Source organism: Dyella sp. GSA-30, assembly GCF_027924605.1.
Lineage (GTDB): Bacteria > Pseudomonadota > Gammaproteobacteria > Xanthomonadales > Rhodanobacteraceae > GSA-30.
In genome coordinates this window covers 2003699-2026259 of record NZ_AP027042.1, presented here as the reverse complement: position 1 = coordinate 2026259, position 22561 = coordinate 2003699, and the positions used below count along the sequence as shown (strand labels likewise).

At 62.4% G+C, this 22561-nt stretch carries 23 protein-coding genes and 1 riboswitch; of the genes, 4 read left to right on the top strand and 19 right to left on the bottom strand.

The genetic code is table 11. The annotated features are described in order from the left end of the window. Positions 1–8 precede the first annotated feature (8 nt). From QMG46_RS08970 to glyA, 17 genes are all read right to left on the bottom strand, one after another. Positions 9–1316: an ABC transporter permease gene (locus tag QMG46_RS08970; RefSeq protein WP_281852167.1), complete on the bottom strand. Its 1308-nt coding sequence runs from the start codon at positions 1314–1316 to the stop codon at positions 9–11. An 81-nt stretch (positions 1317–1397) separates the two neighbouring features. Further along, entirely contained in the window at positions 1398–2114 is a 717-nt protein-coding gene (locus QMG46_RS08965; protein WP_281852166.1) for an ABC transporter ATP-binding protein, read from the bottom strand. A 25-nt stretch (positions 2115–2139) separates the two neighbouring features. Beyond that, complete coding sequence (locus QMG46_RS08960) at positions 2140–3411, bottom strand: efflux RND transporter periplasmic adaptor subunit (protein ID WP_281852165.1); 1272 nt, start codon at positions 3409–3411, stop codon at positions 2140–2142. 175 nt (positions 3412–3586) lie between these two features. Next, positions 3587–4228, bottom strand: a complete 642-nt coding sequence (locus tag QMG46_RS08955) for a hypothetical protein (protein WP_281852164.1) — start codon at positions 4226–4228, stop codon at positions 3587–3589. A gap of 44 nt (positions 4229–4272) precedes the next feature. Continuing rightward, complete coding sequence (locus tag QMG46_RS23655; RefSeq protein ID WP_345781791.1) at positions 4273–4491, bottom strand: hemin uptake protein HemP; 219 nt, start codon at positions 4489–4491, stop codon at positions 4273–4275. A 1002-nt stretch (positions 4492–5493) separates the two neighbouring features. Next, entirely contained in the window at positions 5494–6462 is a 969-nt protein-coding gene (locus tag QMG46_RS08945) for a potassium channel beta subunit family protein (protein WP_281852163.1), read from the bottom strand. 75 nt (positions 6463–6537) lie between these two features. Continuing rightward, positions 6538–7044 (bottom strand): phosphatidylglycerophosphatase A family protein, encoded by a 507-nt coding sequence (locus QMG46_RS08940; RefSeq protein WP_281852162.1) that lies wholly within the window; start codon positions 7042–7044, stop codon positions 6538–6540. Continuing rightward, the gene (thiL, locus tag QMG46_RS08935) at positions 7041–8000 is read right to left on the bottom strand and encodes a thiamine-phosphate kinase (RefSeq protein ID WP_281852161.1); all 960 of its coding nucleotides are present in this window, start codon (positions 7998–8000) and stop codon (positions 7041–7043) included. The genes QMG46_RS08940 and thiL overlap by 4 nt, the downstream gene beginning before the upstream one ends. Positions 8001–8018: 18 nt before the next feature. Then, positions 8019–8465, bottom strand: coding sequence for a transcription antitermination factor NusB (gene nusB / locus QMG46_RS08930; protein WP_281852160.1), 447 nt, complete (start codon positions 8463–8465; stop codon positions 8019–8021). Beyond that, positions 8465–8929, bottom strand: coding sequence for a 6,7-dimethyl-8-ribityllumazine synthase (gene ribE / locus QMG46_RS08925; protein ID WP_281852159.1), 465 nt, complete (start codon positions 8927–8929; stop codon positions 8465–8467). The genes nusB and ribE overlap by 1 nt, the downstream gene beginning before the upstream one ends. Before the next feature lie 84 nt (positions 8930–9013). After that, the gene (gene ldcA / locus QMG46_RS08920; RefSeq protein WP_281852158.1) at positions 9014–9931 is read right to left on the bottom strand and encodes a muramoyltetrapeptide carboxypeptidase; all 918 of its coding nucleotides are present in this window, start codon (positions 9929–9931) and stop codon (positions 9014–9016) included. A gap of 286 nt (positions 9932–10217) precedes the next feature. Further along, positions 10218–11309 (bottom strand): bifunctional 3,4-dihydroxy-2-butanone-4-phosphate synthase/GTP cyclohydrolase II, encoded by a 1092-nt coding sequence (gene ribBA, locus QMG46_RS08915; RefSeq protein ID WP_281852157.1) that lies wholly within the window; start codon positions 11307–11309, stop codon positions 10218–10220. Between the two features lie 62 nt (positions 11310–11371). Further along, positions 11372–12013 (bottom strand): riboflavin synthase, encoded by a 642-nt coding sequence (locus QMG46_RS08910; protein ID WP_281852156.1) that lies wholly within the window; start codon positions 12011–12013, stop codon positions 11372–11374. A 76-nt stretch (positions 12014–12089) separates the two neighbouring features. Further along, positions 12090–12274: riboswitch (FMN riboswitch) on the bottom strand. Between the two features lie 94 nt (positions 12275–12368). Beyond that, complete coding sequence (locus tag QMG46_RS08905) at positions 12369–12821, bottom strand: hypothetical protein (protein WP_281852154.1); 453 nt, start codon at positions 12819–12821, stop codon at positions 12369–12371. 28 nt (positions 12822–12849) lie between these two features. Beyond that, positions 12850–13941, bottom strand: a complete 1092-nt coding sequence (ribD, locus tag QMG46_RS08900) for a bifunctional diaminohydroxyphosphoribosylaminopyrimidine deaminase/5-amino-6-(5-phosphoribosylamino)uracil reductase RibD (protein ID WP_281852153.1) — start codon at positions 13939–13941, stop codon at positions 12850–12852. Positions 13942–14151: 210 nt separating this feature from the next. Beyond that, positions 14152–14673 carry a transcriptional regulator NrdR gene (nrdR, locus tag QMG46_RS08895; RefSeq protein ID WP_281852152.1) on the bottom strand — a complete coding sequence of 174 codons (522 nt, stop codon included), beginning with the start codon at positions 14671–14673 and terminating at the stop codon, positions 14152–14154. A gap of 3 nt (positions 14674–14676) precedes the next feature. After that, positions 14677–15930 (bottom strand): serine hydroxymethyltransferase, encoded by a 1254-nt coding sequence (gene glyA / locus QMG46_RS08890; protein WP_281852151.1) that lies wholly within the window; start codon positions 15928–15930, stop codon positions 14677–14679. 146 nt (positions 15931–16076) lie between these two features. Between glyA and QMG46_RS08885 the strand changes: the two genes are divergently transcribed. Together QMG46_RS08885 and QMG46_RS08880 are read left to right on the top strand one after the other, a co-directional pair. Further along, positions 16077–17147: an alpha/beta hydrolase family protein gene (locus QMG46_RS08885; RefSeq protein WP_281852150.1), complete on the top strand. Its 1071-nt coding sequence runs from the start codon at positions 16077–16079 to the stop codon at positions 17145–17147. Positions 17148–17165: 18 nt separating this feature from the next. After that, on the top strand, positions 17166–17768 hold the full coding sequence (locus QMG46_RS08880; protein ID WP_281852149.1) for a TetR/AcrR family transcriptional regulator: 603 nt from the start codon (positions 17166–17168) through the stop codon (positions 17766–17768). Here QMG46_RS08880 and QMG46_RS08875 read toward each other — a convergent pair. Beyond that, positions 17728–18621 carry a DUF817 domain-containing protein gene (locus QMG46_RS08875; RefSeq protein ID WP_281852148.1) on the bottom strand — a complete coding sequence of 298 codons (894 nt, stop codon included), beginning with the start codon at positions 18619–18621 and terminating at the stop codon, positions 17728–17730. The genes QMG46_RS08880 and QMG46_RS08875 overlap by 41 nt on opposite strands. A gap of 226 nt (positions 18622–18847) precedes the next feature. Here QMG46_RS08875 and ettA point away from each other — a divergent pair, with 226 nt between their 5' ends. Further along, complete coding sequence (ettA, locus tag QMG46_RS08870) at positions 18848–20509, top strand: energy-dependent translational throttle protein EttA (RefSeq protein ID WP_281852147.1); 1662 nt, start codon at positions 18848–18850, stop codon at positions 20507–20509. A 67-nt stretch (positions 20510–20576) separates the two neighbouring features. Beyond that, positions 20577–21389 (top strand): orotidine-5'-phosphate decarboxylase, encoded by an 813-nt coding sequence (pyrF, locus tag QMG46_RS08865; protein ID WP_281852146.1) that lies wholly within the window; start codon positions 20577–20579, stop codon positions 21387–21389. A gap of 3 nt (positions 21390–21392) precedes the next feature. Here pyrF and QMG46_RS08860 read toward each other — a convergent pair whose 3' ends face one another. Continuing rightward, a complete protein-coding gene (locus QMG46_RS08860; RefSeq protein WP_281852145.1) occupies positions 21393–22547 on the bottom strand; it encodes an acyltransferase family protein in 1155 nt (384 codons plus the stop codon). Between the last annotated feature and the right edge of the window lie 14 nt (positions 22548–22561).

Here is a 22561-nt window from a genome sequence, read left to right as displayed (position 1 = left end):
TCGTCCCCTCAGTTGGATTTCAGCTGCCAGGCCGGCTGCACTTGCGCGGCACGCCAGGTCGGATAGAACGCTGCCATCACGGTCGCCATGATCGCCACCAGCAACGTAAGCGCGATCAACTTCACATCCAGGTGTGCCAGGCGCGCAATCTGCGGCTCGAACACCAGGCCGATACCGAGCATGCCCACGCCAGTCAGGATCAAGCCAAGCAAGCCGCCAGCCAGGCCCACGGTCGCCGACTCGATCAGGAATTGCGCGTAGATTTCGCGTCGCGAGGCACCGAGTGCACGCCGCACGCCAATCTCCGACGACCGCTTCATGAACTTGGCCAGCAGCAGACCGACCGTATTGACCAGACAGATCAGCAGGAAACCCAGGGACACGAGCAGGGAAATCTTCGACTCCGGCGGGACGACTTTCTGCACATCCATCCACTTCATGACGTCGTTCAAACGAACATTCGGTGCCCAGCGAAAACGCCCGGCCCGCTGTTGCTCCGCGGCATAGCCGGCCAGGAAATCCTTGTAGCTGGCAACCGCCGTGCTCTGGGGAAGTTCCGCCCAGTACTGAATCCAGATGCACTCCGAACGCAGCCAGGCCTCGTATCCGTCGCCCGCATCCTTATTGCAGTTGTTGTTGCCGGCGGTGGGGAGCTTGAGATCTATTGCGCGAGTGAACGGAATGAAGACCTGGGTCGGATCGTCGAAACCCGAGGTATTGACCGGATCGAAGAACAGCGGCTGCGGGTTCCAGGTATCGATCACACCGGTGATGCGGTAGCTGTGACCATCGATATTGAGCGCACGGCCCACGCTGTTGGCGCCATGGAACAGTTTCTCGTTGAGGGCGCGGCTGATCACCGTGACGGCGGCATGCGCATCGTCTTCGGCCGAGGTCCAGCCACTGCCATAGAGGAACGGCACATCGAACATGCTAAAGGCGTCGCCATACCACGCGTACGAGTTTTCCATGATCGGCAGCATGTTCGCGTCATCGGGCACAACCGAAATGGCGATCGGATACAGCGCCGTCTGCCGCTGCGCCTTGTGCGCACGCATGAGCGCCATCGCATCGGTATAGGTCATCGCCGAAGGCGGCTCGCCCTTGTCGTTATCTTCCGGCCCCCAGTTATCGATCTGCGGCGCGAACAGCACCGAGGATCTCTGCGGAATCGGATTGTTCGACGTGGCGCGAAAGACCGAGTAAGTCGTCATCGATGCCGCCACACCGAAGCCGATCGCCATGATCATCAAGGCCGTCAGCACGGGATTGCGGCGGAGACTGCGCACACCCAATTGAAAATAATAAGCGAACATCGGCAATGGCTCGATGAGGTGGCGACAACCTCCCGCGTGGCGGGAGGCGCATCCGGCATCCATGCCGATTCAGCGTTACGTTCAGGCTGGCGAGCGCGCCGCGTGAACCTGCGCGTGGAAGCGCGGATCCTCGGCGAGATCCACCACCTGGCCATCGATGATGTGTACGTTGCGCTGTGCGCGCGCAGCCAGTTCGGGATCGTGCGTCACCATCACGATGGTGGCACCCTCGCGATGGATCTCTTCGAGCAGTTCCATCACGCCACGCGCCATCTGCGTATCGAGGTTGCCGGTCGGTTCGTCGGCGAGCAGCAGGCGCGGCGAACCGGCCAGTGCACGCGCGATAGCGACACGCTGCTGCTGGCCGCCGGAGAGTTCGGCCGGATAGTGTTTGGCGCGCGAGGCCAGGCCGACGCGCTCCAGTGCATCCATGATGCGCTGCTTGCGCTCGGCCGCCTTCATGCCGCGATAGCGCAGTGGCACTTCGACGTTGTCGAACACGTTCAGATCGGGGATCAGGTTGAAGGCCTGAAAAATGAAGCCGATCTTTTCGTTGCGGATCTTCGAGCGTGCGTTGTCGTCCAGCCGGCTCACTTCGACGCCGTCCAGGTGATACTCGCCGCCGGTGAAGGTTTCCAGCAGGCCCGCGATGGTGAGGAAGGTGGTCTTGCCCGAACCGGATGGGCCGGTCACGGCAACGAACTCGCCTTCGGTCACGTTGATATTGAAATCGCGCAGCGCATAGGTCTCCACCACTTCGGTGCGATAGACCTTGGACAGGTGAGTCATCTTCAGCATGGTTTTTTCGTCCTTCGGTGGTGGTTTAGCGGCTGATGGCGACGCGTGCCGCATTCTTGAAGTTGTCGGTACCGGAGATCACGATGCGATCGCCTTCTTTGAGCCCGTCGAGAATCTCGACCTTGTCGATGCTGCTGGCGCCGACGCGGATCGGCTTCTTCTCGGCAATGCCGTCGTGCACCAGATAGGCATAGCTGCCGCCCGATTCGTCGACGAACGAGCCGCGCTGCACCGTCATGACGTTGTCGCGCTTGTCCAGCAGCACGCGTACTGACAGGCGCTGGTTCTGGCGCAGCTGCTTGGGCGTCTCGCCTTCGAAGCGAAGACGTGCGGCGACTTCGCCGTTGACGACTTCCGGCGAGATGGCGCTGACCAGGCCCTTCCAGGTATTGCCGTTACCGGTGATCTCGCCGCCCATGCCGATGCCCAGATCGCGGGCGAAGCTTTCCGGCACTTTCATCTCGACTTCCAGGGCGGACAGGTCGATCACGCTGAGCAGCTGCGCGTCCTTGGCGACCGTGGCGCGCTCGGCGATAAACAACTGACCGACCTGGCCGTCGACAGGCGAACGCACATTCAGATCTTCGACCTGGCGCTGCAGATCCTTGACCATGATCAATTGACGATCATGAGCGAGCTTCTTCGACTGGATGTCGAAGCTGAGGCTGTCGTTGTCCATGCCCAGGTCCGCCTTGGCATGCATTTCGGTGATTTCCGATTTCTTCAACGTGTCCTTGGCTTTATCCACGTCCATGCTGGGCACCGCGCCCTGGGTAAAAGCTTTCTGGTAGCGACCCAGATCGCGTTGCGCGGTCTCGTGATCGATCTGCGCGTTGTCGTAGGCCTTCTGCAGTTCGCCGCGCTTCTTGCGCGCATCGATCTGTGCACGCAGATAGTCCACCTGCATCGCGTCGGCAGCGCTCTGCTCCTGCGCAAGCTTGTTGATCAGCTCGGGGCTGTCGACGACAGCGAGCACCTGCCCTTTTTTCACCTGGTCGCCGGCGTGCACCTTGAGCACCACCGCGCCACCGTACGTGGCGTAGAGCGTCGGGCTGACCGCCGCGACCACCTTGCCCTCGGCAGCGATGTCGCGCACGAACGGACCACGCTCGACCGTAGCGAAGGCGAGACGTGAAGCGCTGACCGAAGCGTCGGCCGAGAAAATGCGGCCTGCCTGCGGCAGCACCAGCGCGCCAATGACCACCACGGCCACGGCAACACCGATCCACAGCAAGCGGCGCTTGTGATTGGGTTTGACTTCGACCAGACGGTCTTGAGCAGAAGTATCGCGAATCATCGAGCTGTCCCTTAAGGCCGCAAGCAGTGCGCCCCCCGGGATTACTTCAGCAATCCGCGTGCCAAACCGAAATTCCCGATAAAATCTTTTATCTACAACATGTTATATAAGCGATTCACGGAAGCGTTGCTGTCCGCGGACAGTCGCACGGACAGGCGGACAAGCGTCCGGACGGTCAAACGGCGTAGACACCCGCAACGCGCGCCACCTGGTTGGCGATGTCCTGCCCCAGCGGCGAGAGCTGCTGCACATCAATAGCGTTCAATAACCTGAGACCGCCCAGTTGGCGGTGGCGAAAACATACCAGCCATGCCATCGCACAGCGTGTCGGGCGCAGCTTACGAACCAAGGGCGCTTCGCTCAAAGGCTCGGCGGCTGCGAGCAGCGCGTCCCACGCGAGATAGTCGGTATCGGGCAACAGATAAAGCCGCGCCTGCAGCACGCCTTGCGCATCGAAACATTCCAGCCATTCGCGCGGACCTTCGGCGCCGATCTCGCTCACTGCCGCGATCCAACAGGTGCGCAACAACGGCACCAGCTCGATCCGCTCGACCAGCCAGCCCGGCAGCATCGTATTGGCACTGCTCAACGCCGTGCACGATGGAAGGTAAAGCACGGTGCCAAGCAGAGGCAGCTGCCTTGCCATCGCACCAGGCGACACACGTAACCAGCGGCGATGACAACCGCTGCCGAGGGCCTGCGGACAGACCTGGGTAAGTGCATGAGAAAACCAGCCGAACATAGCGATGCTCCGAAAGGAGACCTGGCTGGGCGCCGCATCGCGACGCTGGCGATAGGCCTTGGGCAAGCCGGCCAAGCCGACGTTGCCGAGTAAAAGCGGGCGTCCCTGCCCTGGGGGAGTTACTTGGTAAGAATCAGCTTGTCGTTGCGCGTCAGGCGCAGGTGGTACTCATTGCCCTGATGCTGGATCACCAGCTCACGGGCACCGTCGAGCAACAGCTGACTGGAAATCTTCTTGGCCGTAATGGTTACGGCCTGGGTGGCGGCGGAGGCCGCATTGCTGAGCAGACGCAGCGGTTGGGTTGCTTCGTTGTGTCGGTGCAAAGTCAGGGTAGACATGGGGATGCGTTCCGCCATCGGCCAAGGACGGAGTTGATGATAATGATTCTCATTTGATAGTCAAGGGCTGTTGGGGGGATTGGTTTTGTCTATGGTGGGGGGCGCTTTCATGGCTGGGGCCTTTCGCGATCTGGCCGCTTACGCAGCGGGCGTTTCACTCGCCTGCCGGCGAGCGAGCCACTTTCTCTTTGCTGGCCCACGCACGCAGTGCGAACGGCGAAGCCGGCCCGCAGGGCGGAGGACCTTTAGGTCCGGAGTAAAGAGGAAGTAACCCAAGAGAAATGGCCTATGGATCAAGAGCTCTGAGCAGCATTGAGGGATAAAACCGTTCGTGCCGCCTACTCGAATCGACAGGGGACACTTCTGGCGCTTCTGAGGTGCGCCGGATTTGTGCGCGAGGCGTCGTGGCGGTGAGGACTTAAAGCCCCCCTCACCCTAACCCTCTCCCCCGGCGGAGCCAGGGGAGAGGGGACTGACTGAGGCGAGCTTCTGTGTTGCGCACTTGCGCAACCTGCTCCCTCTCCCCTGGCTTTGCCGGGGGAGAGGGCTGGGGTGAGGGGGCCGGGTGCTCGCGAGAACATCACCACAGCGCAGCTGTGCTCTCGACAAGCGATGCGCAGCGAGCGGTTAGCTCTTCGGGCCCCCTCGGGAGCCGAGTGAGGTTTGGACGATCAGGCCCCCGAAGGAGGGACTCGGCCAAACCTCACGGTCCGAAGGACGGCGGAGGCGGGGTGTCCTTTCTTTGGTTAGCTTTCTTTACTCCGGGCCTTACGGCCCTCCGCCCTTCGGGCCGGCTAACGCCGTTCGCACTGCGTGCGTGGACAAGCAAAGAAAGTAACTCGCGCGCCGGCAGGCGGGCGAAACACGCCGTAGGCGACTTTCTAGCCCGAGCGCCAAGCCAGAGCGATGCACGCTCCAGCGACAATCCAACACCGAAGCCACTGGGTCCCCGCCTACGCGGGGATGACGAGAATAGGGGGATGACCAGTAAATCGAGACAGCTCAGCTAATCGCCTTCTCAATAGCCACCAACACCTCCCCCTGCAACCGCGGCAACACATCCACCGCATCCAGATTCTGCGCCAACTGCTCACTCCGGCTAGCCCCAAGCATCACCGTCGACACATTCGGATTGACCAGACACCACGCGATCGCCAGCTGCGCCAACGAAACACCCAGCTCGTCAGCAATAGGCTGCAAACGCCGTACCTTGGCGATCCGCTCGTCACCTTTCCCGATCACCGCCTCACGCAACCACTCATACCCCGGCTGCGCCAGACGCGAGTCATCCGGCACACCGTCGTTATATTTGCCGCTGAGCAAGCCCGACGCCAACGGCGACCAGATCGTCGTACCCATGCCGAAATGCCGATACAGCGGTGCGTATTCACGCTCGACACGCTCGCGATGCAGCAGGTTGTACTGCGGTTGCTCCATCACCGGCGCATAGAAGTGGCCCTGCTTGGCGATATGGTGCGCTTCTTCGATCTGCGGCGCCGACCACTCGCTGGTCCCCCAGTACAACACCTTGCCCTGACGGATCAGCGTGTCCATCGCCGCGACGGTTTCCTCGATCGGCGTATCCGGATCGGGGCGGTGACAGAAATACAGATCGAGATGCTCGAGGCGCAACCGCTGCAAGGCCTGATGGCAGGCTTCGATCACATGCTTGCGTGACAGGCCGCGTTGAGTCGGCAGGGGATTCTTTACCGCACCGAAGAACACCTTGCTCGATACGCAGTAGCTGTCACGCGGAAAGCGCAGATCGGCCAGCACGTCGCCCATGACCTGTTCGGCGACGCCGTTGTTGTACGTCTCGGCATTATCGAAAAAATTGACGCCGCGATCATGCGCCAGCGCCAGCATGTCACGCGCAGCAGACCGGTCGACCTGTTGACCGAACGTTACCCACGCCCCGAATGACAAAGCCGAAAGTTGCAGACCGGAACGGCCGAGTCGACGATATAGCATGACGAATCCTTGGCAAGCGAAAGACGTAAGCATCCACTATAAGCGGATCGCCGTGGATGAAATGTACTTAAGCGATCAGCGCAGGAAATAGCGCAGCAAGGCGAGCACCACGGCGGCAAAAACACCTGCAATCACGTCATCGATCATGACGCCGAAACCGCCTTTGACGCGCCGGTCGACCCAGCCGATGGGCCAGGGCTTGGCGACGTCAAAAAGGCGAAACAGCACGAATCCGGCCGCCAGCTGCCACCATGCGAATGGCGCGAACAACGCTGGAATCAGCGCGATCCATTGCCCGATGAATTCGTCCCAGACCAGGCTACGATGATCGTCCACCTGCAAGCGTTTGCCGGCGACATCGCATGCCCATACGCCCAGGACGAAACCGATCACGACGATAGCCAGATAGATCGGCAGACTCAGTTCACGCAGCACAAGCCAAGGAATCAACGCGGCAAGCGATCCGAACGTGCCCTGTGCGACCGGCGCAAGCCCGGAGCCGAACCCGCACGCCACCCAACCGGCGGGCGACGTCAGCAACAGACGCCGCTGTTCCGATGTCAGGGTCTTGCGCTCGTTCATGCCGAAAAATGTTCCCAACCGCTCGACAATGTTTCGAGCCACTGCCCTTGGGCACCGCGCACGCGCACGCCCTCGCCCGCAACGATGCGGCCGATACGTGTCGCACCGCAGCCAAGGCGCGCGAGATCCGCCGACACTTCGGCCACGCGTGTTGCCGGCACGGTAAAGCACAACTCGTAATCGTCGCCGCCGCTCAGCGCAAAATCACGCGCGGTGGCATCGTCGTAAAGGCTCAGCAAAGCGGACGATTGCGGCAACAACGCCGCATCGATTTCAGCGCCGACGCCGCTGGCATGACAGATATGTCCAAGGTCGGCGAGCAGACCATCGGAAACATCGATGCAGGCATGCGCAGCGTCACGCAGCGCAATGCCTGCAGCGATACGTGGCGTCGGGCGGTTCAGTCGCTCAATCAGATAGCTGCTGTGCGCACTCTCGGGCAAGCGTTGCTGCAAACAATGCAGCCCGGCTGCTGCGTCGCCGAGCGTACCTGTCACGAATACGGCATCACCCACGCAGGCGGCATCACGCGTCAGAGCCTTACCGGGTGGTGCGAAGCCATGCACGGCCACGCTGATCGTCAACGCGCCACGCGTCGTGTCGCCGCCGATCAAGGCCAGTCGATACGGCTGCGCCAGTTGCGCAAAGCCTTCGGCAAAGCCATCGACGAAATCCGCATCGGCTTGCGGCATGGTCAACGCAAGTAGCGCCCACGCAGGGCTGGCGCCCATCGCGGCGAGATCGGACAAGTTCACCGCCAGCGCTTTCCAGCCGATATCGGCCGGCGCGGTGCCCACGGGAAAATGCACGCCCTCGACCATCGTGTCGATGGCCGCAATCTGCTCCTGACCTGCTGGCATCGAGAGCACCGCGGCGTCATCGCCGATGCCTACGCGCACATCCTCGCGCCCTTGGGCGGTGCGCTGTCGGATGCGCTCGATCAGGCTGAATTCCATCAGGCTTTAACGCGGCGATTAGCCGCGTTTCTCGGTACCGCGCAGCTGGCTGGCCAGCTTGTCGAGCACGCCGTTGACGTAGCTATGGCCGTGGTCAGCACCGAAGCGCTTGGTGACTTCGATCGCCTCGTTGATCACCACGCGATACGGCACGTCCGGACGGAATTTGAGCTCGTAGGCAGCGATACGCAACGCAGCACGCTCGATCGGATCGATCTGTCCCACTTCGCGGTCGATGTACGGCGTGAGCGCTTCATCGAGCTCGGCCACGTGCTGCTCGATGCCGCGCAGCAGGTCTTCGAAGTATTCGAGATCGGCTACTTCCATGTCCTGCTCATGGCGGAACTGGTCGATCACCGCGTTCATCTTGCTGCCGCTCATCTGCCAGGCGTAGATCGCCTGCAATGCACGGCGACGTGCACGCGAGCGGGCGGCCAGGTCGATGCCTTCCGGACGCTGGTTCATCACTTCAACCGCGCGTAGAGGTTGACCATTTCCAGCGCAGCAATGGCGGCATCGGCGCCCTTGTTGCCGGCCTTGGTGCCGGAGCGCTCGATCGCCTGCTCGATGCTGTCGGTGGTGAGCACGCCGAAGGCCACTGGCACACCGGAGCTATAGGCAGACTGGGCCAGACCCTTGGCGCACTCGCCGGCCACGTAGTCGAAATGCGGGGTGGAACCGCGGATCACCGCGCCCAGCGCGATCACCGCCACGTATTTGCCGGAATTGGCCAGCTTGTGCGCGGCCAGCGCGATTTCCCAGGCGCCCGGCACGCGGATCAGGTCGATCGCATCGTCCTTGACGCCGTGGCGGACCAGCGCGTCCTGCGCACCGGCGACCAGCGGCTCGACGACAAAACCGTTGAAACGGCCGGCAACGATGGCAAAGCGGCCTTTGGGCGTGGCGAAATCGCCTTCGATGATCTTCATGTGGAAACGGTTCCTAGGGGCAGGCTCGCCCCATGCAGTTGGGTATTTTACGGGTTTTGGGGCCGGGCGTGCCCGGCACCGGGGTCAGGTGGCTAAATGGGGGTACGCCTCGAACGCGACGGTCGCCTGGCCGCCTGCAGCGGTCAGGCGGGCCGGCACGCCGAACGGCAGCGTGAACTTGTCCGGCGCATGGCCATAGGGCAGCCCGCGCAGCACGGGGATGCCGGTGACGTGCTCGATCTGCGCGAAGGCCGCATCCAGGTCGTAGCCGTTGTCGTAGGCGCTGTGACGGCAATGGGTGAAATCGCCCAGAATCAGCGCCCGCTGCCGCCCCAGCACACCGGAAAGATGCAACTGGTACAGCAGCCGCTCGATGCGGAACGGCGGCTCGCCGACGTCCTCGACGAACAGGATGCCGCCATCGATGCGCGGGAAATACGGCGTGCCCAGCAAGCTGCACAGCACCGCCAGATTGCCACCCCACAGCATGCCCTCGGCCTTCAGGCTGGCATCGCCTCCGCATTCCCAGCGCGCCTCCGCTGCAGGCGAACGCACGGTGCGCCAGAAATGCGGCAAGGTCAGTTCGCTCAGCGTCTCGGCGCCGAAGTCGGGCCCGAGCATCGGCCCACCGAACGTCACCAGGCCGCTGCGCGCGTGGAGTGCCATCTGGATGGCGGTGAAATCGCTATGCCCGACCAGCACGGTCGACGTGCCAGCGAGACGTTCGCGCAGCGCGTCGTAGTGCAGGTGTTCCAGCAGGCGCGTCGCACCGTAGCCGCCGCGTACAGATAGCGCGATATCCGGGAGATGGTCCATCGTGGCCAATGCGTTGATGTCGGCCGCACGTTCCGCATCGTTACCGGCAAAACGCAGATCGACCCGATCGAGCACGTCGGCACCTTCCACCTCGCAGCCTTCGTCGTGCAGGCGCGCGACGCCGCGCGCCATCGCGGCGCGATCATGCGGGTAACCGGAGGGAGCGATAAGACGGATGCGTGTCATCAGGGAATCTCGAGAAACTTCCTAAGTTTGTAGGAGCGACTTCAGTCGCGACCCACGGTTACGTCACGACCTGTCGCGAGTGAAGGGAACCTCGAATAACCTCAGTTTTTATCGTCATCCCGGCGAAGGCCGGGACCCATTCCTCAGTCTCTCGCTTGTCAGACAACATATGACAAGTATCTGCGCTGAGGGATGGATTCCGGCCTTCGCCGGAATGACGAGTAGGAAAGGTTTTTTAGAGGTTCCCTGAAGTCGCTCCTGCAAAGGATGGCAAGGTCATCGCACTTTATACGTGCTCGACCACTTCCAGGCCAAAGCCCGCCAGACCCACCAGCTTGCGCGGCGTACCCAGCACGCGCAGTCGCTGCACGCCCAGGTCGGTAAGGATCTGCGCGCCCAGGCCATGCTGACGCCATTCCTGTTGCTGCACCTCTTCAGGCGCCTGCTGGGTCGGCTGGCGGGTCAGGCGGCGCAGCAACGCATCGGGTGTGTCTTCGCCCGACAGCACCAGCAACACGCCGCGATCTTCGTCGGCAATGCGGCGCAGCGCCGCGGTGACGGTCAGCCCCAGGTCGTCGCGCTGTAGATGCAGTACGTCGGACAAGGTGTTGCGTACGTGCACACGCGAAAGCACCGGCGCGCCGTCATCGACCTTGCCGCGCACCAGTGCGAAATGCAGGCCATGGCGGATCGCATCGCGATAAGCGACCAGGCGGAACGGACCGAACTCGGTGTCGACCTGCTCCTCGTAGACGCGCTGCACGGTCTTTTCGGTTTCGAGCCGATAACGGATCAGGTCGGCGATGGAACCGATCTTCAAACCATGTTTTGCCGCAAAGATTTCCAGCTCCGGACGACGGGCCATCGAGCCGTCTTCGTGCAGGATTTCAATCAGCACGGCGGAGGGCTCCAATCCGGCCAGGCCGGCCAGATCGCAACCGGCTTCGGTATGCCCGGCGCGGGTCAGCACGCCACCGGGTTGCGCGGTCAGCGGAAAGATATGGCCGGGCTGAGACAGGTCACGTGGCTGCGCATCGCTCTTGACCGCCACCTGGATGGTGCGTGCGCGATCGTGCGCGGAGATGCCGGTGGTCACGCCTTCGGCCGCCTCGATCGAGACGGTGAAGTTGGTGTGGTACTGCGAGGTGTTGTCGCTGACCATCGGGCGCAGGCCCAGCTGACGCGTGCGTTGTTCGGTCAGGGTCAGGCAGACCAGGCCGCGCGCTTCGCGCACCATGAAGTTGATGTCCTCGGGCCGCACCATCTGCGCGGCCATGATCAGGTCGCCTTCGTTCTCGCGATCTTCGTCGTCGAGAATGACGACCATGCGGCCGGCGCGGATGTCTTCGAGGATCTCGGGGATGGTGTTGAAAGCCATGAATGGAAACTCTTTGTAGTCGTTAAGCCTGCCCTGCCGTTGAGGCAGGGCCAGGTCACAAATCAGGCGAAACCGTGCTGCTTGAGGAAAGCCTCGTCCAGGCGCGGCGCCTCGCCGCTGGACAGCAGGCGCTCGACATAGCGTGCGACCACGTCCACCTCGATATTCACCGCATCGCCGGGGCGACGCGCATGGAACGCTGTGTGTTCCACCGTATGGGGGATAAGGTTCACACCAAAACGATGTCCGGCCACCTCGTTCACGGTCAGACTGGTGCCGTCGATGCAGACCGAGCCCTTGGCGGCGATGTAACGCGACAGCGTCGCCGGCACTTCGAAGAGCCAGCGTTGCGAGCGACCATCGGGGGTGACCGACACCACCTTGCCCAGGCCATCGACATGGCCGGACACCAGGTGGCCGCCCAGGCGATCGGCCAGGCGCAAGGCCTTTTCCAGATTGACCGGGTCGCCGGCCTTGAGCTTGCCCAAGGTGGTCAGGGACAGGGTTTCGTTGGATACGTCGGCGCTGAAGCCACGCGCTTCGAGCGTAACGGCGGTCAGGCAGACGCCCGAAACGGCAATGCTGTCGCCCAACTGCACATCGGTGAGGTCGAGCCCGGCGGTGTCGACGTACAGGCGCACGTCCCCGCCACGCGGTTCAAGGCGCGCAATACGGCCTACGGTCTGGATGATTCCGGTAAACATGAAACGTTCTCCGCATCAAAAAAGCGAGAACGCCCCAAGGCATGAGGCAGACGGACGGCCGTCAGGCCGTCCCTCTTGCCGTCTTCTTTCATCCGGACTATGAGCCGCCCCAGCCACTCGACGTGGGGGACCGCTTTACCGTCGGCTCCGGCATGGGACCGGATCTGCTGACCTTCCGGCGGGTGCCGGAAGCGCTCGCGGGCTCGTGCTTTGAAGGCACCTACCGCCGGTGGGGAATTCCACCCCGCCCTGAAGACGTCGTATGGGTTTTCACCGGCAAGCCGGCTGATGGAGTTTAGCACCGATGGCGGCTGGAGGCCCCCGCCGTACAGGAAACAGCGTTTCCTTAGTGCTCTCAATCCAGTGTTTGGTTGCGATACAGGACGACAACGTAGCCGCACACCGCCGCGTAGATAACGACGCTAAAGAGCAAGGCACCAAGCCCCAGAAGATGGACCAGCATGGGCATCAGCAGCATCGAACTTTGCACGGCCAGAGCCGCGACCAAAACCCACAAAGAAAACTTTCGCAAGAAAAAGAGCGCAATACCCCCCATGAACAACAGCAGACGCGGCAGGAAAATGAAGACAGCCGCCAGGACGGACATCTCGCCGTTGGCCACCATCTGCAAATAGTGTCCTTTGAAAATGAAGACAGATGCACCACCCATCGAGTTGAGCAGGCAGTAAATCGAAAGTATCCAGACAGTTAAACTGCGCAACCCGCGACGATGCGCGTCGCTCTCGAATGCGTTTTCGTGCGCGGCCGGCGAAGGCGCGTAGACGTTATCGCCCAAATCCTTGCTCATTCCCCTTCCCTCTATGTCAAAGAATTCCCTACACCGGTCGCAAGCGAAGACGCAAATCCGCTCCTACCTGCCGCTGATCCACCATCTTCAAGTTCCAGCGCCTGGACATATCCGTCAACGCCGGCAAACCCAGCAACGGCATGGCGTGGTCACCCAGCAATACCGGCGCGACATATAACAGCAACTCGTCAGCCAGACCGGCGGCGATCAACGCACCGCACAGGGTCGGACCGGATTCGACCTGCACTTCATTGCAGTCACGCTCGGCCAGCAAGGCCAGCGCCGCAGCAAGATCAAAAGTGTGACCGGACTCGGCTACCGGGATGCATTCGACATTCGCGAAGCGCACATCAGGCTTGGCGCTGTGTCCGTGCAACATCAGCGTCGGCATCTGGCCATCCAATACCTGACTGCCTTTGGGCGTACGCAACAAACGATCCAGCACGACACGCATGGGCTGCGTGGTGACGCCTTTCATGCGCACCGTCAATCTGGGGTTATCGGCCAGCACCGTACCGCTGCCGGTCAGGATGGCCGAGCTGCGCGCACGCCAACGCTGCACGTCTTCGCGTGCGGCTTCGCCGGTGATCCATTTGGATTCGCCATTGGCCAGCGCGGTGCGGCCGTCCAGGCTCATCGCCAGCTTGACGCGCACCCAGGGGCGACCTCGTTCAATGCGGCTGAAAAAACCGATGTTGAGCTCGCGCGCGGCATCGCGCATCAGACCGGTTTCGACGACGATGCCGGCAGCACGGAGCTTCTCGATGCCGCGTCCGTCGACCTTGGGAAAAGGGTCTTCCGCAGCGATCACTACGCGCGCCACGCCGGCGGCGACGAGCGCGTCGGCACATGGAGGCGTGCGTCCGTGATGGGCGCAGGGCTCGAGCGTCACATAAGCGGTCGCGCCGCGTGCACGCTCGCCTGCTTCGCGCAATGCGTAGACCTCGGCGTGAGGTTCGCCTGCGCGCTGATGCCAGCCCGTACCGACGATGTCATCGCCATGCGCTATCACGCATCCGACGCGGGGGTTGGGCTGGGTGGTGTAGAGGCCGAGTTCCGCAAGACGCAATGCGTGCGCCATGTGGAGATGGTCGAGGGCGGAGAAGGTCGGGGCGGTCATGAGGGGGGATTTTGCCAGAATGGCTTGTGTTGCTGAGGCCCTCCTAGAGCCCCCTCACCCCAACCCTCTCCCCCGGCAGAGCCAGGGGAGAGGGAGCTAAGTTGCGCAAGTGCGAAACATTGAGGTCACCTCAGTCGACTCCCTCTCCCCTGGCTCTGCCGGGGGAGAGGGTTGGGGTGAGGGGGCGCAAGAGGCGACGCGAAGCGAGCCCTAGCCCTTCTTGCTCCGCTTGACCGCAGCTTCGCCGAGCAACGACAACTGCAAACTTTCCAACCCCGGCAGATCGCGCTCCAGCTTCTCGATCTCCTCGCGGAACGCATGCACGTCCTCGAACTTGCGATAGACGGAAGCAAAACGCACGTACGCCACCTGGTCGAGCTTCTTCAGCTCACGCATGACCAGCTCGCCGATCTGCCGTGAAGGCACTTCGCGTTCGCCACTCTTGCGCAGATCGTTGACGATAGCGCGTACCGCATCGTCGACCGCCTCGGTAGCGACCGGACGCTTCTGCAGCGCCCGTTCGAAACTCACCCGCAGCTTGCGTTCGTCAAAACTCTCCCGCCGCTCGCCGCTCTTGACGATGCTGGGCAACTTCAACTCCGCCGTCTCGAAGGTGTTGAAGCGCTCGCCGCATTGCGGACACTCGCGACGACGGCGCACGGTGGCGCCGTCTTCGGTCAGGCGTGAGTCGATGACCCGGGTGTCTTCATGCTGGCAGAAGGGACAATGCACTCGTCAACCGTAAACCGGGAACTTCTTGCACTGCGCCGTGACCTGCTCGCGCACCTTCTTGATGACGGTGTCATCGGCCGGCGCATCGAGTACGTCGCAGATCCAGTTGGTCAGTTCGACCACATCGCTTTCCTTGTAGCCGCGAGTGGTCACCGCCGGGGTGCCAACGCGCAGGCCCGAGGTCACGAACGGCGAGCGCGGGTCGTTCGGCACCGCGTTCTTGTTGACCGTGATGTGCGCCTTGCCCAGGGCCGCCTCGGCATCTTTGCCGGTGACGTCGCGGCCGATCAGGTCGATCAGCATCAGGTGGTTCTCGGTACCGCCGGAAACCACCTTGTAGCCACGCTCGATCAACGTCTTGGCCATGGCCTTGGCGTTCTTGATCACCTGTGCCTGATAGTCCTTGAAGGACGGCTCCAACGCTTCCTTGAAGGCCACCGCCTTGGCGGCGATCACGTGCATCAGCGGGCCGCCCTGGATGCCGGGGAACACGATCGACTGCAGCTTTTTCTCGATTTCTTCGCCCAGGTCCTTGGCGATGACAAAACCGCCTCGCGGGCCGCGCAGGGTCTTGTGTGTGGTCGAGGTCACCACGTGCGCATGCGGTACCGGGTTCGGATACACGCCCGCGGCGATCAGACCGGCGACGTGCGCCATGTCGACGAAAAGATAGGCACCGACCTTGTCGGCGATGGCGCGGAAACGTGCCCAGTCCATCACCTGCGAGTAAGCGGAAAAGCCGGCGACGATCATCTTCGGCTTGTGCTCGACCGCCAGGCGCTCGACTTCGTCGTAATCGACCAGGCCCTGGTCGTTGACGCCGTACTGCACGGCGTTGAACAGCTTGCCGGAGATATTGACCTTGGCGCCGTGCGTCAGATGACCGCCATGGGCCAGCGACATGCCCAGGATCGTATCGCCCGGCTGCAACAGCGCCAGGTACACGGCCTGGTTGGCCTGCGAGCCCGAATGCGGCTGCACGTTGGCATAGGTAGCGCCGAACAGCTGCTTGAGGCGGTCGATCGCCAGCTTCTCGGCGATGTCGACATATTCGCAACCGCCGTAATAGCGCTTGCCCGGATAACCCTCGGCGTACTTGTTGGTCAATACCGAACCCTGCGCTTCGAGCACGCGGGGGCTAGCGTAGTTCTCCGAGGCGATCAGTTCGACGTGGTCTTCCTGGCGACGGGCTTCGGCGGCAATGGCCTGGGCCAATTCGTCGTCATAACCGGCGATCGTATCGTTCTTGGGGAACATCCTGACCTCTTCTGGGTGGCAAGCGGGGATTTAGACGCGAAATTGTAACGCTCAGGGAAGGTTACGGCCAATGGCAGCACTTGCATGAGGCATTTCGTACGATGTACGGTACTATGTACGCAATACCATTCTCGGGGTTAACGCTCATGTCCGACCGCTTTCGCGCTGTGCGCTGGCTTGCTCTTCTTGCGCTATGCCTTACCCACTTCGCCGCCCAGGCTGCCTCGCCCGCCACGACCGGCGTCGGCCTGGGTGACATCCGGATCCACGACCCGGTAAGCGGCGGCGAGATGCCGGGATTGGTGTTTTACCCATCCGCCCAGGCCAAAGGCGTCACCGTGCGCGGCCCTTATCGGATCGAGGCTACGGTAGATGCGCCAGCCATCCCCGGCCCCAAACCGCTGGTCGTGATTTCTCATGGCAACGGCGGCTCGAACATGGGACACCACGACCTGGCTACCTATCTGGCCAGCCACGGCTTCGTGGTCGCCACACTGGAGCACACGGGCGACAACTTCCACGACCAGAGCGGGGTCGGGTATCCGCAAGTATTGGGCGGCAGGCCGATCCAGGTCGCTGCCACCATCAGCACCCTGCTCGCCGACCCCCACTGGAAGACGCTGATCGACGACGAACGCATCGGCGTTGCCGGTTTCTCCGCCGGCGGCTACACGGCGCTGATGGTGGTGGGCGCCAAGCCTCATCTGGAACGCTTCATCGGATACTGCAAAAAGTACCCGGGCGATGAACCCGCGTGCGGCCCACTGCGCAGGCTGCTTGCCTCCGCGGCCAGGCATGGACAAAGCGACCAGGCTATCGTCGCCCTCTTCCAGAAAGACCTGCTCAAGTGGGGCGATACGGCCGATCCGCGCGTCAAGGCCGCGTTCGCCATGGCACCGTTGAGCATCCCGTTCGACGCCTCCAGCGTTGCCGCCATCACGCGCCCCGTTTATCTCTACTACGGTCAGGACGACCACGTCCTGATACCTCAGGAAAACGCCGCACGCCTAGCGCCCCTGCTGCATACGCTCGAAGGCAGGACCGTGGTGCCGAAAGCCGATCACTGGGTCTTTCTCGCACCCTGCTCGCCCGAACTGGCCAAGGAGGCGCCGGTGATCTGCAGCGACCCGGCCGGTGTAGATCGCGTCAAGGTGCACGCGCAGATACAGAAAGATGCGTTGGCATTCTTCCGCAAGACGCTGCATGTTTCGCCTTGAAATGACGGAAAAATCCGCGTGCCCAAAGCGCTGAGCGAACACGAAACCGAAGCCTTTCGCGAACGCATCTGCGATTGTGCGGCAAGGCTGTACGTCGAAGAAGGCCCGGCGGCAGTCACCATGCGCCGAATCGCGACCGATCTGGGTTGCGGCACGATGACCCCGTACCGCTATTACCCGAACAAGGAAAGCATCATGACCGCCGTGCGCACGCGCGGCATGCACCGGTTTTCACAGGTGCTGGAGGATGCGCTCGGCTCGCCCGGCGACGGCCGTACCCGCAGCCGGGCGGTGCGTGATGCGTACATCGCCTTTGCACGCGCCAATACCGCCACCTATCGACTGATGTTCGAATACCCCGAGCCGCACAAGGACGATACCGCCTACCGCGAAGCGCACGAACGCATGTTGCGCACGGTAGTCGCGCATGTCGATGTGATGATCGACGAGGGCAGGATCCAGGCCGACGCACCGATCTTCGGCCACCAGATCTGGGCAGCCCTGCATGGCGCGGTCATGCTGGAAATCGCCGGCATGCTGCCACCCGGCTTTGATGCGGCATCGCTGCATACGCGTACGGTCACTGCGTTGATCGATTCGGCGCGTCCGCCAGCGCCGTGATGGGTCGACGGCGGGCTACTGCCGACACCATGACATAGCTGATGATCATCAAAAGTAACCACGCACCGAGCTTTTGCAACGGCACCATATGCCAGCCATCGCGTTGCGCGGGATAGCGCCACGCCGCAGTAAACGTACCGATATTTTCAGCCAACCAGATAAACGTGGCGACCAGCACCAGGCCCAGCAGCAACGGCATGCGTCGATGCACATCACGAATGCGAAATTCGATCCAGGCGGGGCCGAACAGCCTGGCGGTGCAGGCGAATAACAGCAGACGCATGTCCGGCAGATAATGATGGGTAAAGAAATTGATGTAGATCGCGATGGCCAGCCATACGGTGGCGGCAAACGGCGGGTGTCGCACGAAGCGGAAATCGAACAACCGCCAGGCGCGCGCGATATAGCTGCCGATCGATGCGTACATGAAGCCGGAAAACAGCGGCACGCCGCCCACGCGCAAGAACGAAGCCTCGGGATACATCCACGAACCGACCGAGGTCTTGAAAACTTCCATGACCGTGCCGGCAATATGAAACAGCAGAATGACCGACGCTTCTTCGCGCGTCTCCAGCCCGCATGCCAGTGAGGCAACCTGTATCGCCAGCGCGGCAAGCGTCAGAAAGTCATAGCGGCTGAGCCACGCATCAGCCGGATACAGCAGCCAGCTCGACAAGAGCAACGCCAACATGCAACCGCCAAACAAGCAGGCGTAGGCCTGTTTGATGCCAAAACAGAGCAATTCGTGCAGCGTCACCGCCCAAGCGCCACGTGTAGCCGCCCAGCGCGCGGCGGCCCGATCCCAAGCGCCCAGCAGCGCCGTCGCCCCCGATGTCCCGTAGATTTCCGCCATGTCCCGTCGCCCGGCCGATGTCCGAACGAGCATGGCGGGCCAATAGGGCCGTAAGCCTCGCGGTTATGGCGTCGGTATGACAAACCAGGCGCTGCCGCTGCCTTGTCCGGCCATCTTCACCGTGGCAGCGCGACCTCCGATCGGCGATAATTGGCGGTCAATTCCCCATTTCCTTTGCCGGACCGCGCTTTAGCGGGCCGACGGACCGCCCTTAAGGGAGCGAAGCATGCAGTACATCTACACCATGAACGGGGTCAGCAAGATCGTCCCGCCGAAGCGTCAGATCATCAAGGACATCTCGCTGTCGTTTTTCCCGGGCGCCAAGATCGGCCTGCTGGGCCTGAACGGTGCGGGTAAGTCGACCGTGCTGCGCATCATGGCCGGCGTCGATACCGATTTTCAGGGTGAAGCCCGCCCGCAGCCGGGCATCAAGGTCGGCTACCTGGCGCAGGAACCCCAGTTGGACGCGGACAAGACCGTGCGAGAGGCCGTCGAGGAAGGCGTCTCCGTCGTACTCGACGCGCAGAAGCGCCTCGAAGAAGTCTATGCCGCCTATGCCGAGGAAGGCGCCGATTTCGACAAGCTGGCCAAGGAGCAGGAGGCGCTGGAAAGCATCCTGGCTGCCAACGACGCCCATGCGCTGGAGCGCCAGCTCGAAGTGGCCGCCGACGCGCTGCGCCTGCCGCCGTGGGACGCCAAGATCGGGCCGCTCTCCGGCGGTGAAAAGCGCCGCGTCGCGCTGTGCCGCCTGCTGCTGTCCAAGCCGGACATGCTGCTGCTCGACGAGCCGACCAACCACTTGGACGCCGAGTCGGTGGACTGGCTGGAGCAGTTCCTGCAGAACTACCCGGGCACCGTGGTGGCCGTGACCCATGATCGCTACTTCCTCGACAACGCTGCCGAGTGGATTCTCGAACTCGATCGCGGCCGCGGCATTCCATGGAAGGGTAACTACACCGAGTGGCTGGAGCAGAAGGACGCCCGCCTCAAGCAGGAAGCCTCGCAGGAAAAGTCCCGCCAGAAGGCCATCGAGAAGGAACTGGAATGGGTCCGTTCGGCCGCCAAGGGCCGCCAGTCCAAGGGCAAGGCGCGCTTGAACCGCTTCGAAGAGTTGAATGCGGTCGAATACCAGCGCCGTAACGAAACCAATGAAATCTTCATTCCGCCGGGCGAGCGCCTGGGCCAGGAAGTGATCGAGTTCAAGAACGTCAGCAAGTCCTTCGGCGACCGCATGCTGATCGACGACCTGTCGTTCAAGGTGCCGCCGGGCGCCATCGTCGGCGTGATCGGCCCCAACGGCGCCGGCAAATCCACGCTGATGAAGCTGATCACCGGCAAGGAACAGCCCGACCAGGGCGAGGTGAAGCTCGGCCACACGGTCAAGCTTGCCTATGTCGACCAGTCCCGCGGCATGCTCGATGGCAAGAACAACGTGTGGCAGGAGATCTCAGGCGGCGCCGACATCCTCACCGTCGGCAACTTCGAGATTCAGTCGCGCGCCTACATCGGCCGCTTCAACTTCAAGGGCACCGACCAGCAGAAGATCGTCGGCAACCTGTCCGGCGGTGAGCGCGGTCGCCTGCACCTGGCCAAGACACTGCTGCAGGGCGGTAACGTACTGCTGCTCGACGAACCGTCGAACGATCTTGACGTGGAAACGTTGCGCGCGCTCGAAGACGCGATCCTGGAATTCCCCGGTTGCGCGATGGTCATCTCGCATGACCGCTGGTTCCTCGACCGTATCGCTACGCATATCATCGCGTTCGAAGGCGACTCGCACGTGGAATTCTTCCCCGGCAACTACAACGAGTACGAGGCGGACAAGAAGCGTCGTCTGGGTGAGGAAGGCTCCAAGCCCAAGCGTGTGAAGTACAAGAAGCTGGCGTAATCGCGAAAATGCGAGGTGGGTAGCGTTGACCGCTGCCCACCCGCCCCAACAAGTTCCGGAGGACACCATGCACTTCATGCAATCCCTGAAACGCGCATGGGCCGCCAACAACTCGCTGGTCTGTGTCGGCTTCGATCCGGAGCCGTCGAAATTCCCCGCGCACCTGCGCGAACATCCCGATGCGGTGTTCGAGTTCTGTCGGGCCATCGTCAACGCTACCGGCGACCTGGTCTGCGCGTTCAAGCCACAGATCGCGCACTTTGCCGCGCTCAGCGCGGAAGACGCACTGGAACGCCTGATTGCGCATGCGCATGCAATGTTTCCGCATGTGCCGGTGATCCTCGACGCAAAGCGCGGCGATATCGGCAGCACGGCGCAGCACTATGTCACCGAGGCCTTCGAGCGCTATGAAGCCGATGCGGTGACGCTCAATCCCTATCTTGGCCGCGACTCGATCCAGCCCTTCCTCGACCACGCCGACAAGGGGGTGATCCTGCTTTGCCATACCTCCAACCCCGGTGCATCCGATCTGCAGGATCTCGATGTCGGCGGCCTGCCGCTTTACCAGCATGTCGCCCGGCTGGTGGCGCAGGAATGGAACGCGAACGGGAACTGCGCGCTGGTGACCGGCGCGACCTGGCCGGAGCAGTTGGCCCAAGTGCGCGCACTGGTCGGCGATATGCCGCTGCTGGTGCCCGGCATCGGTGCGCAGGGTGGCGACGTCGAAGCGGTAGTGCGTCATGGCCGCACAGCCGACAGCAACGGCCTGATGATCAACTCTTCGCGCGCGATCCTCTATGCGGGCAACGGCGAAGATTTCGCTCAGGCATCGCGCGCCGCCACCATCGAATTGCGCGACACGATCAACCGCTACCGCTGAACCTCAACCGGGCTCGCTGGCCAGCGAGCTTTCGGTACGAGCCGGTAACAAGCGGGCACGCAACCAACGCTCCGCCGGCAGCGAGAGCCAGCGCTCCACCGCCACGCCCAGCAGCCAACATAAAGGCAGTGCCGGCACGTACCAGAGAAAGCCCAGGCGCTCATCCCCGCCAAAGGCGCGATACGCGCGCACCGCCGCGAAGACGACAAACATGTGCGTGAGATAGATCTCGTAGCTCAGGCGGCCCCAGCTACGCAGCCAGCCAAAGCCAGGGAGCGGCTTGCGATCGCCGCGGCGCGCCTGCTCCGCAAAAGCGATCAGCAAGGCCAGCGCCGACAAGGTCAGCAGCAACATGTAGCCGTTGTGGATGTACTGCCAGATCCAGCCGCCCGCGACGAACGTGCAAACAAGACCCGCCCAGCCGACCACAAGCAAGACGAGTACACCATGTCTGGGCAAGCGCAAGCGTGGCATCAGCCACGCGCCAATAACGCCGATCGCGATGGCGCTCATGCCGGGCAGATACGCCTTCTCCTGCCAGATCTCATTCGCTTCCAGCGCGGCACGCGTCCATGGCAAGCTGACTGCCAGCAACATCAATAGCGGGATCAACACTGCATCGCGGCGGATCAGCAGACATAGCAGCGGAAAGCCGAGATAGAAGACCTCTTCGATCGACAACGACCACAGTACATCCCAGTTCCCTGGCAGGTAGCCGGTAACGCCTTCGTACCAGTTCAGGTGTAAGCCCAGTGCCGCCAAGAGCGCACCCGGCAGCGACTGTCCGTCACGATGAATCACATAGTCGTCGACGCCCAGCAGATGCAAAACGCTGAGTACGACCAGCAAAGCCAGCAGGCAAGGCACGATGCGCGCAAACCGGCGCGCATAGAAGGCACGCGCGTCGATATGCCGAAACGAACCCCAGCGGTGCAAGGCATTGCCGGCGATCAGGAATCCCGAAATCACAAAAAACACGAACACGGCCTCATAGCCGTTGTAATTGAGCGCGCGCAACACAGGCATGGGCAGCACGTCGGCCAGCATGGTTTTCTTGAATGGGATGCGCAGGCCGATATGGTGCAACACCACCAGCAGGATCGACAGGCCGCGCAAGGCATCGATGCCCGGGTTACGTCCCTGAGTGACTTGTTTCATCGTCTGCATTCGTG

Coding starts and splice junctions, on each gene's coding strand:
- QMG46_RS23655 (WP_345781791.1), bottom strand. CDS start 4,491: ATGTCTACCCTGACTTTGCACCGACACAACGAAGCAACCCAACCGCTG.
- ettA (WP_281852147.1), top strand. CDS start 18,848: ATGCAGTACATCTACACCATGAACGGGGTCAGCAAGATCGTCCCGCCG.
- ldcA (WP_281852158.1), bottom strand. CDS start 9,931: ATGACACGCATCCGTCTTATCGCTCCCTCCGGTTACCCGCATGATCGC.
- QMG46_RS08860 (WP_281852145.1), bottom strand. CDS start 22,547: ATGAAACAAGTCACTCAGGGACGTAACCCGGGCATCGATGCCTTGCGC.
- QMG46_RS08940 (WP_281852162.1), bottom strand. CDS start 7,044: ATGAACGAGCGCAAGACCCTGACATCGGAACAGCGGCGTCTGTTGCTG.
- thiL (WP_281852161.1), bottom strand. CDS start 8,000: ATGGAATTCAGCCTGATCGAGCGCATCCGACAGCGCACCGCCCAAGGG.
- ribBA (WP_281852157.1), bottom strand. CDS start 11,309: ATGGCTTTCAACACCATCCCCGAGATCCTCGAAGACATCCGCGCCGGC.
- QMG46_RS08945 (WP_281852163.1), bottom strand. CDS start 6,462: ATGCTATATCGTCGACTCGGCCGTTCCGGTCTGCAACTTTCGGCTTTG.
- glyA (WP_281852151.1), bottom strand. CDS start 15,930: ATGTTCCCCAAGAACGATACGATCGCCGGTTATGACGACGAATTGGCC.
- nusB (WP_281852160.1), bottom strand. CDS start 8,465: ATGAACCAGCGTCCGGAAGGCATCGACCTGGCCGCCCGCTCGCGTGCA.
- QMG46_RS08965 (WP_281852166.1), bottom strand. CDS start 2,114: ATGCTGAAGATGACTCACCTGTCCAAGGTCTATCGCACCGAAGTGGTG.
- pyrF (WP_281852146.1), top strand. CDS start 20,577: ATGCACTTCATGCAATCCCTGAAACGCGCATGGGCCGCCAACAACTCG.
- QMG46_RS08970 (WP_281852167.1), bottom strand. CDS start 1,316: ATGTTCGCTTATTATTTTCAATTGGGTGTGCGCAGTCTCCGCCGCAAT.
- ribE (WP_281852159.1), bottom strand. CDS start 8,929: ATGAAGATCATCGAAGGCGATTTCGCCACGCCCAAAGGCCGCTTTGCC.
- QMG46_RS08910 (WP_281852156.1), bottom strand. CDS start 12,013: ATGTTTACCGGAATCATCCAGACCGTAGGCCGTATTGCGCGCCTTGAA.
- ribD (WP_281852153.1), bottom strand. CDS start 13,941: ATGACCGCCCCGACCTTCTCCGCCCTCGACCATCTCCACATGGCGCAC.
- QMG46_RS08885 (WP_281852150.1), top strand. CDS start 16,077: ATGTCCGACCGCTTTCGCGCTGTGCGCTGGCTTGCTCTTCTTGCGCTA.
- QMG46_RS08875 (WP_281852148.1), bottom strand. CDS start 18,621: ATGGCGGAAATCTACGGGACATCGGGGGCGACGGCGCTGCTGGGCGCT.
- QMG46_RS08905 (WP_281852154.1), bottom strand. CDS start 12,821: ATGAGCAAGGATTTGGGCGATAACGTCTACGCGCCTTCGCCGGCCGCG.
- QMG46_RS08960 (WP_281852165.1), bottom strand. CDS start 3,411: ATGATTCGCGATACTTCTGCTCAAGACCGTCTGGTCGAAGTCAAACCC.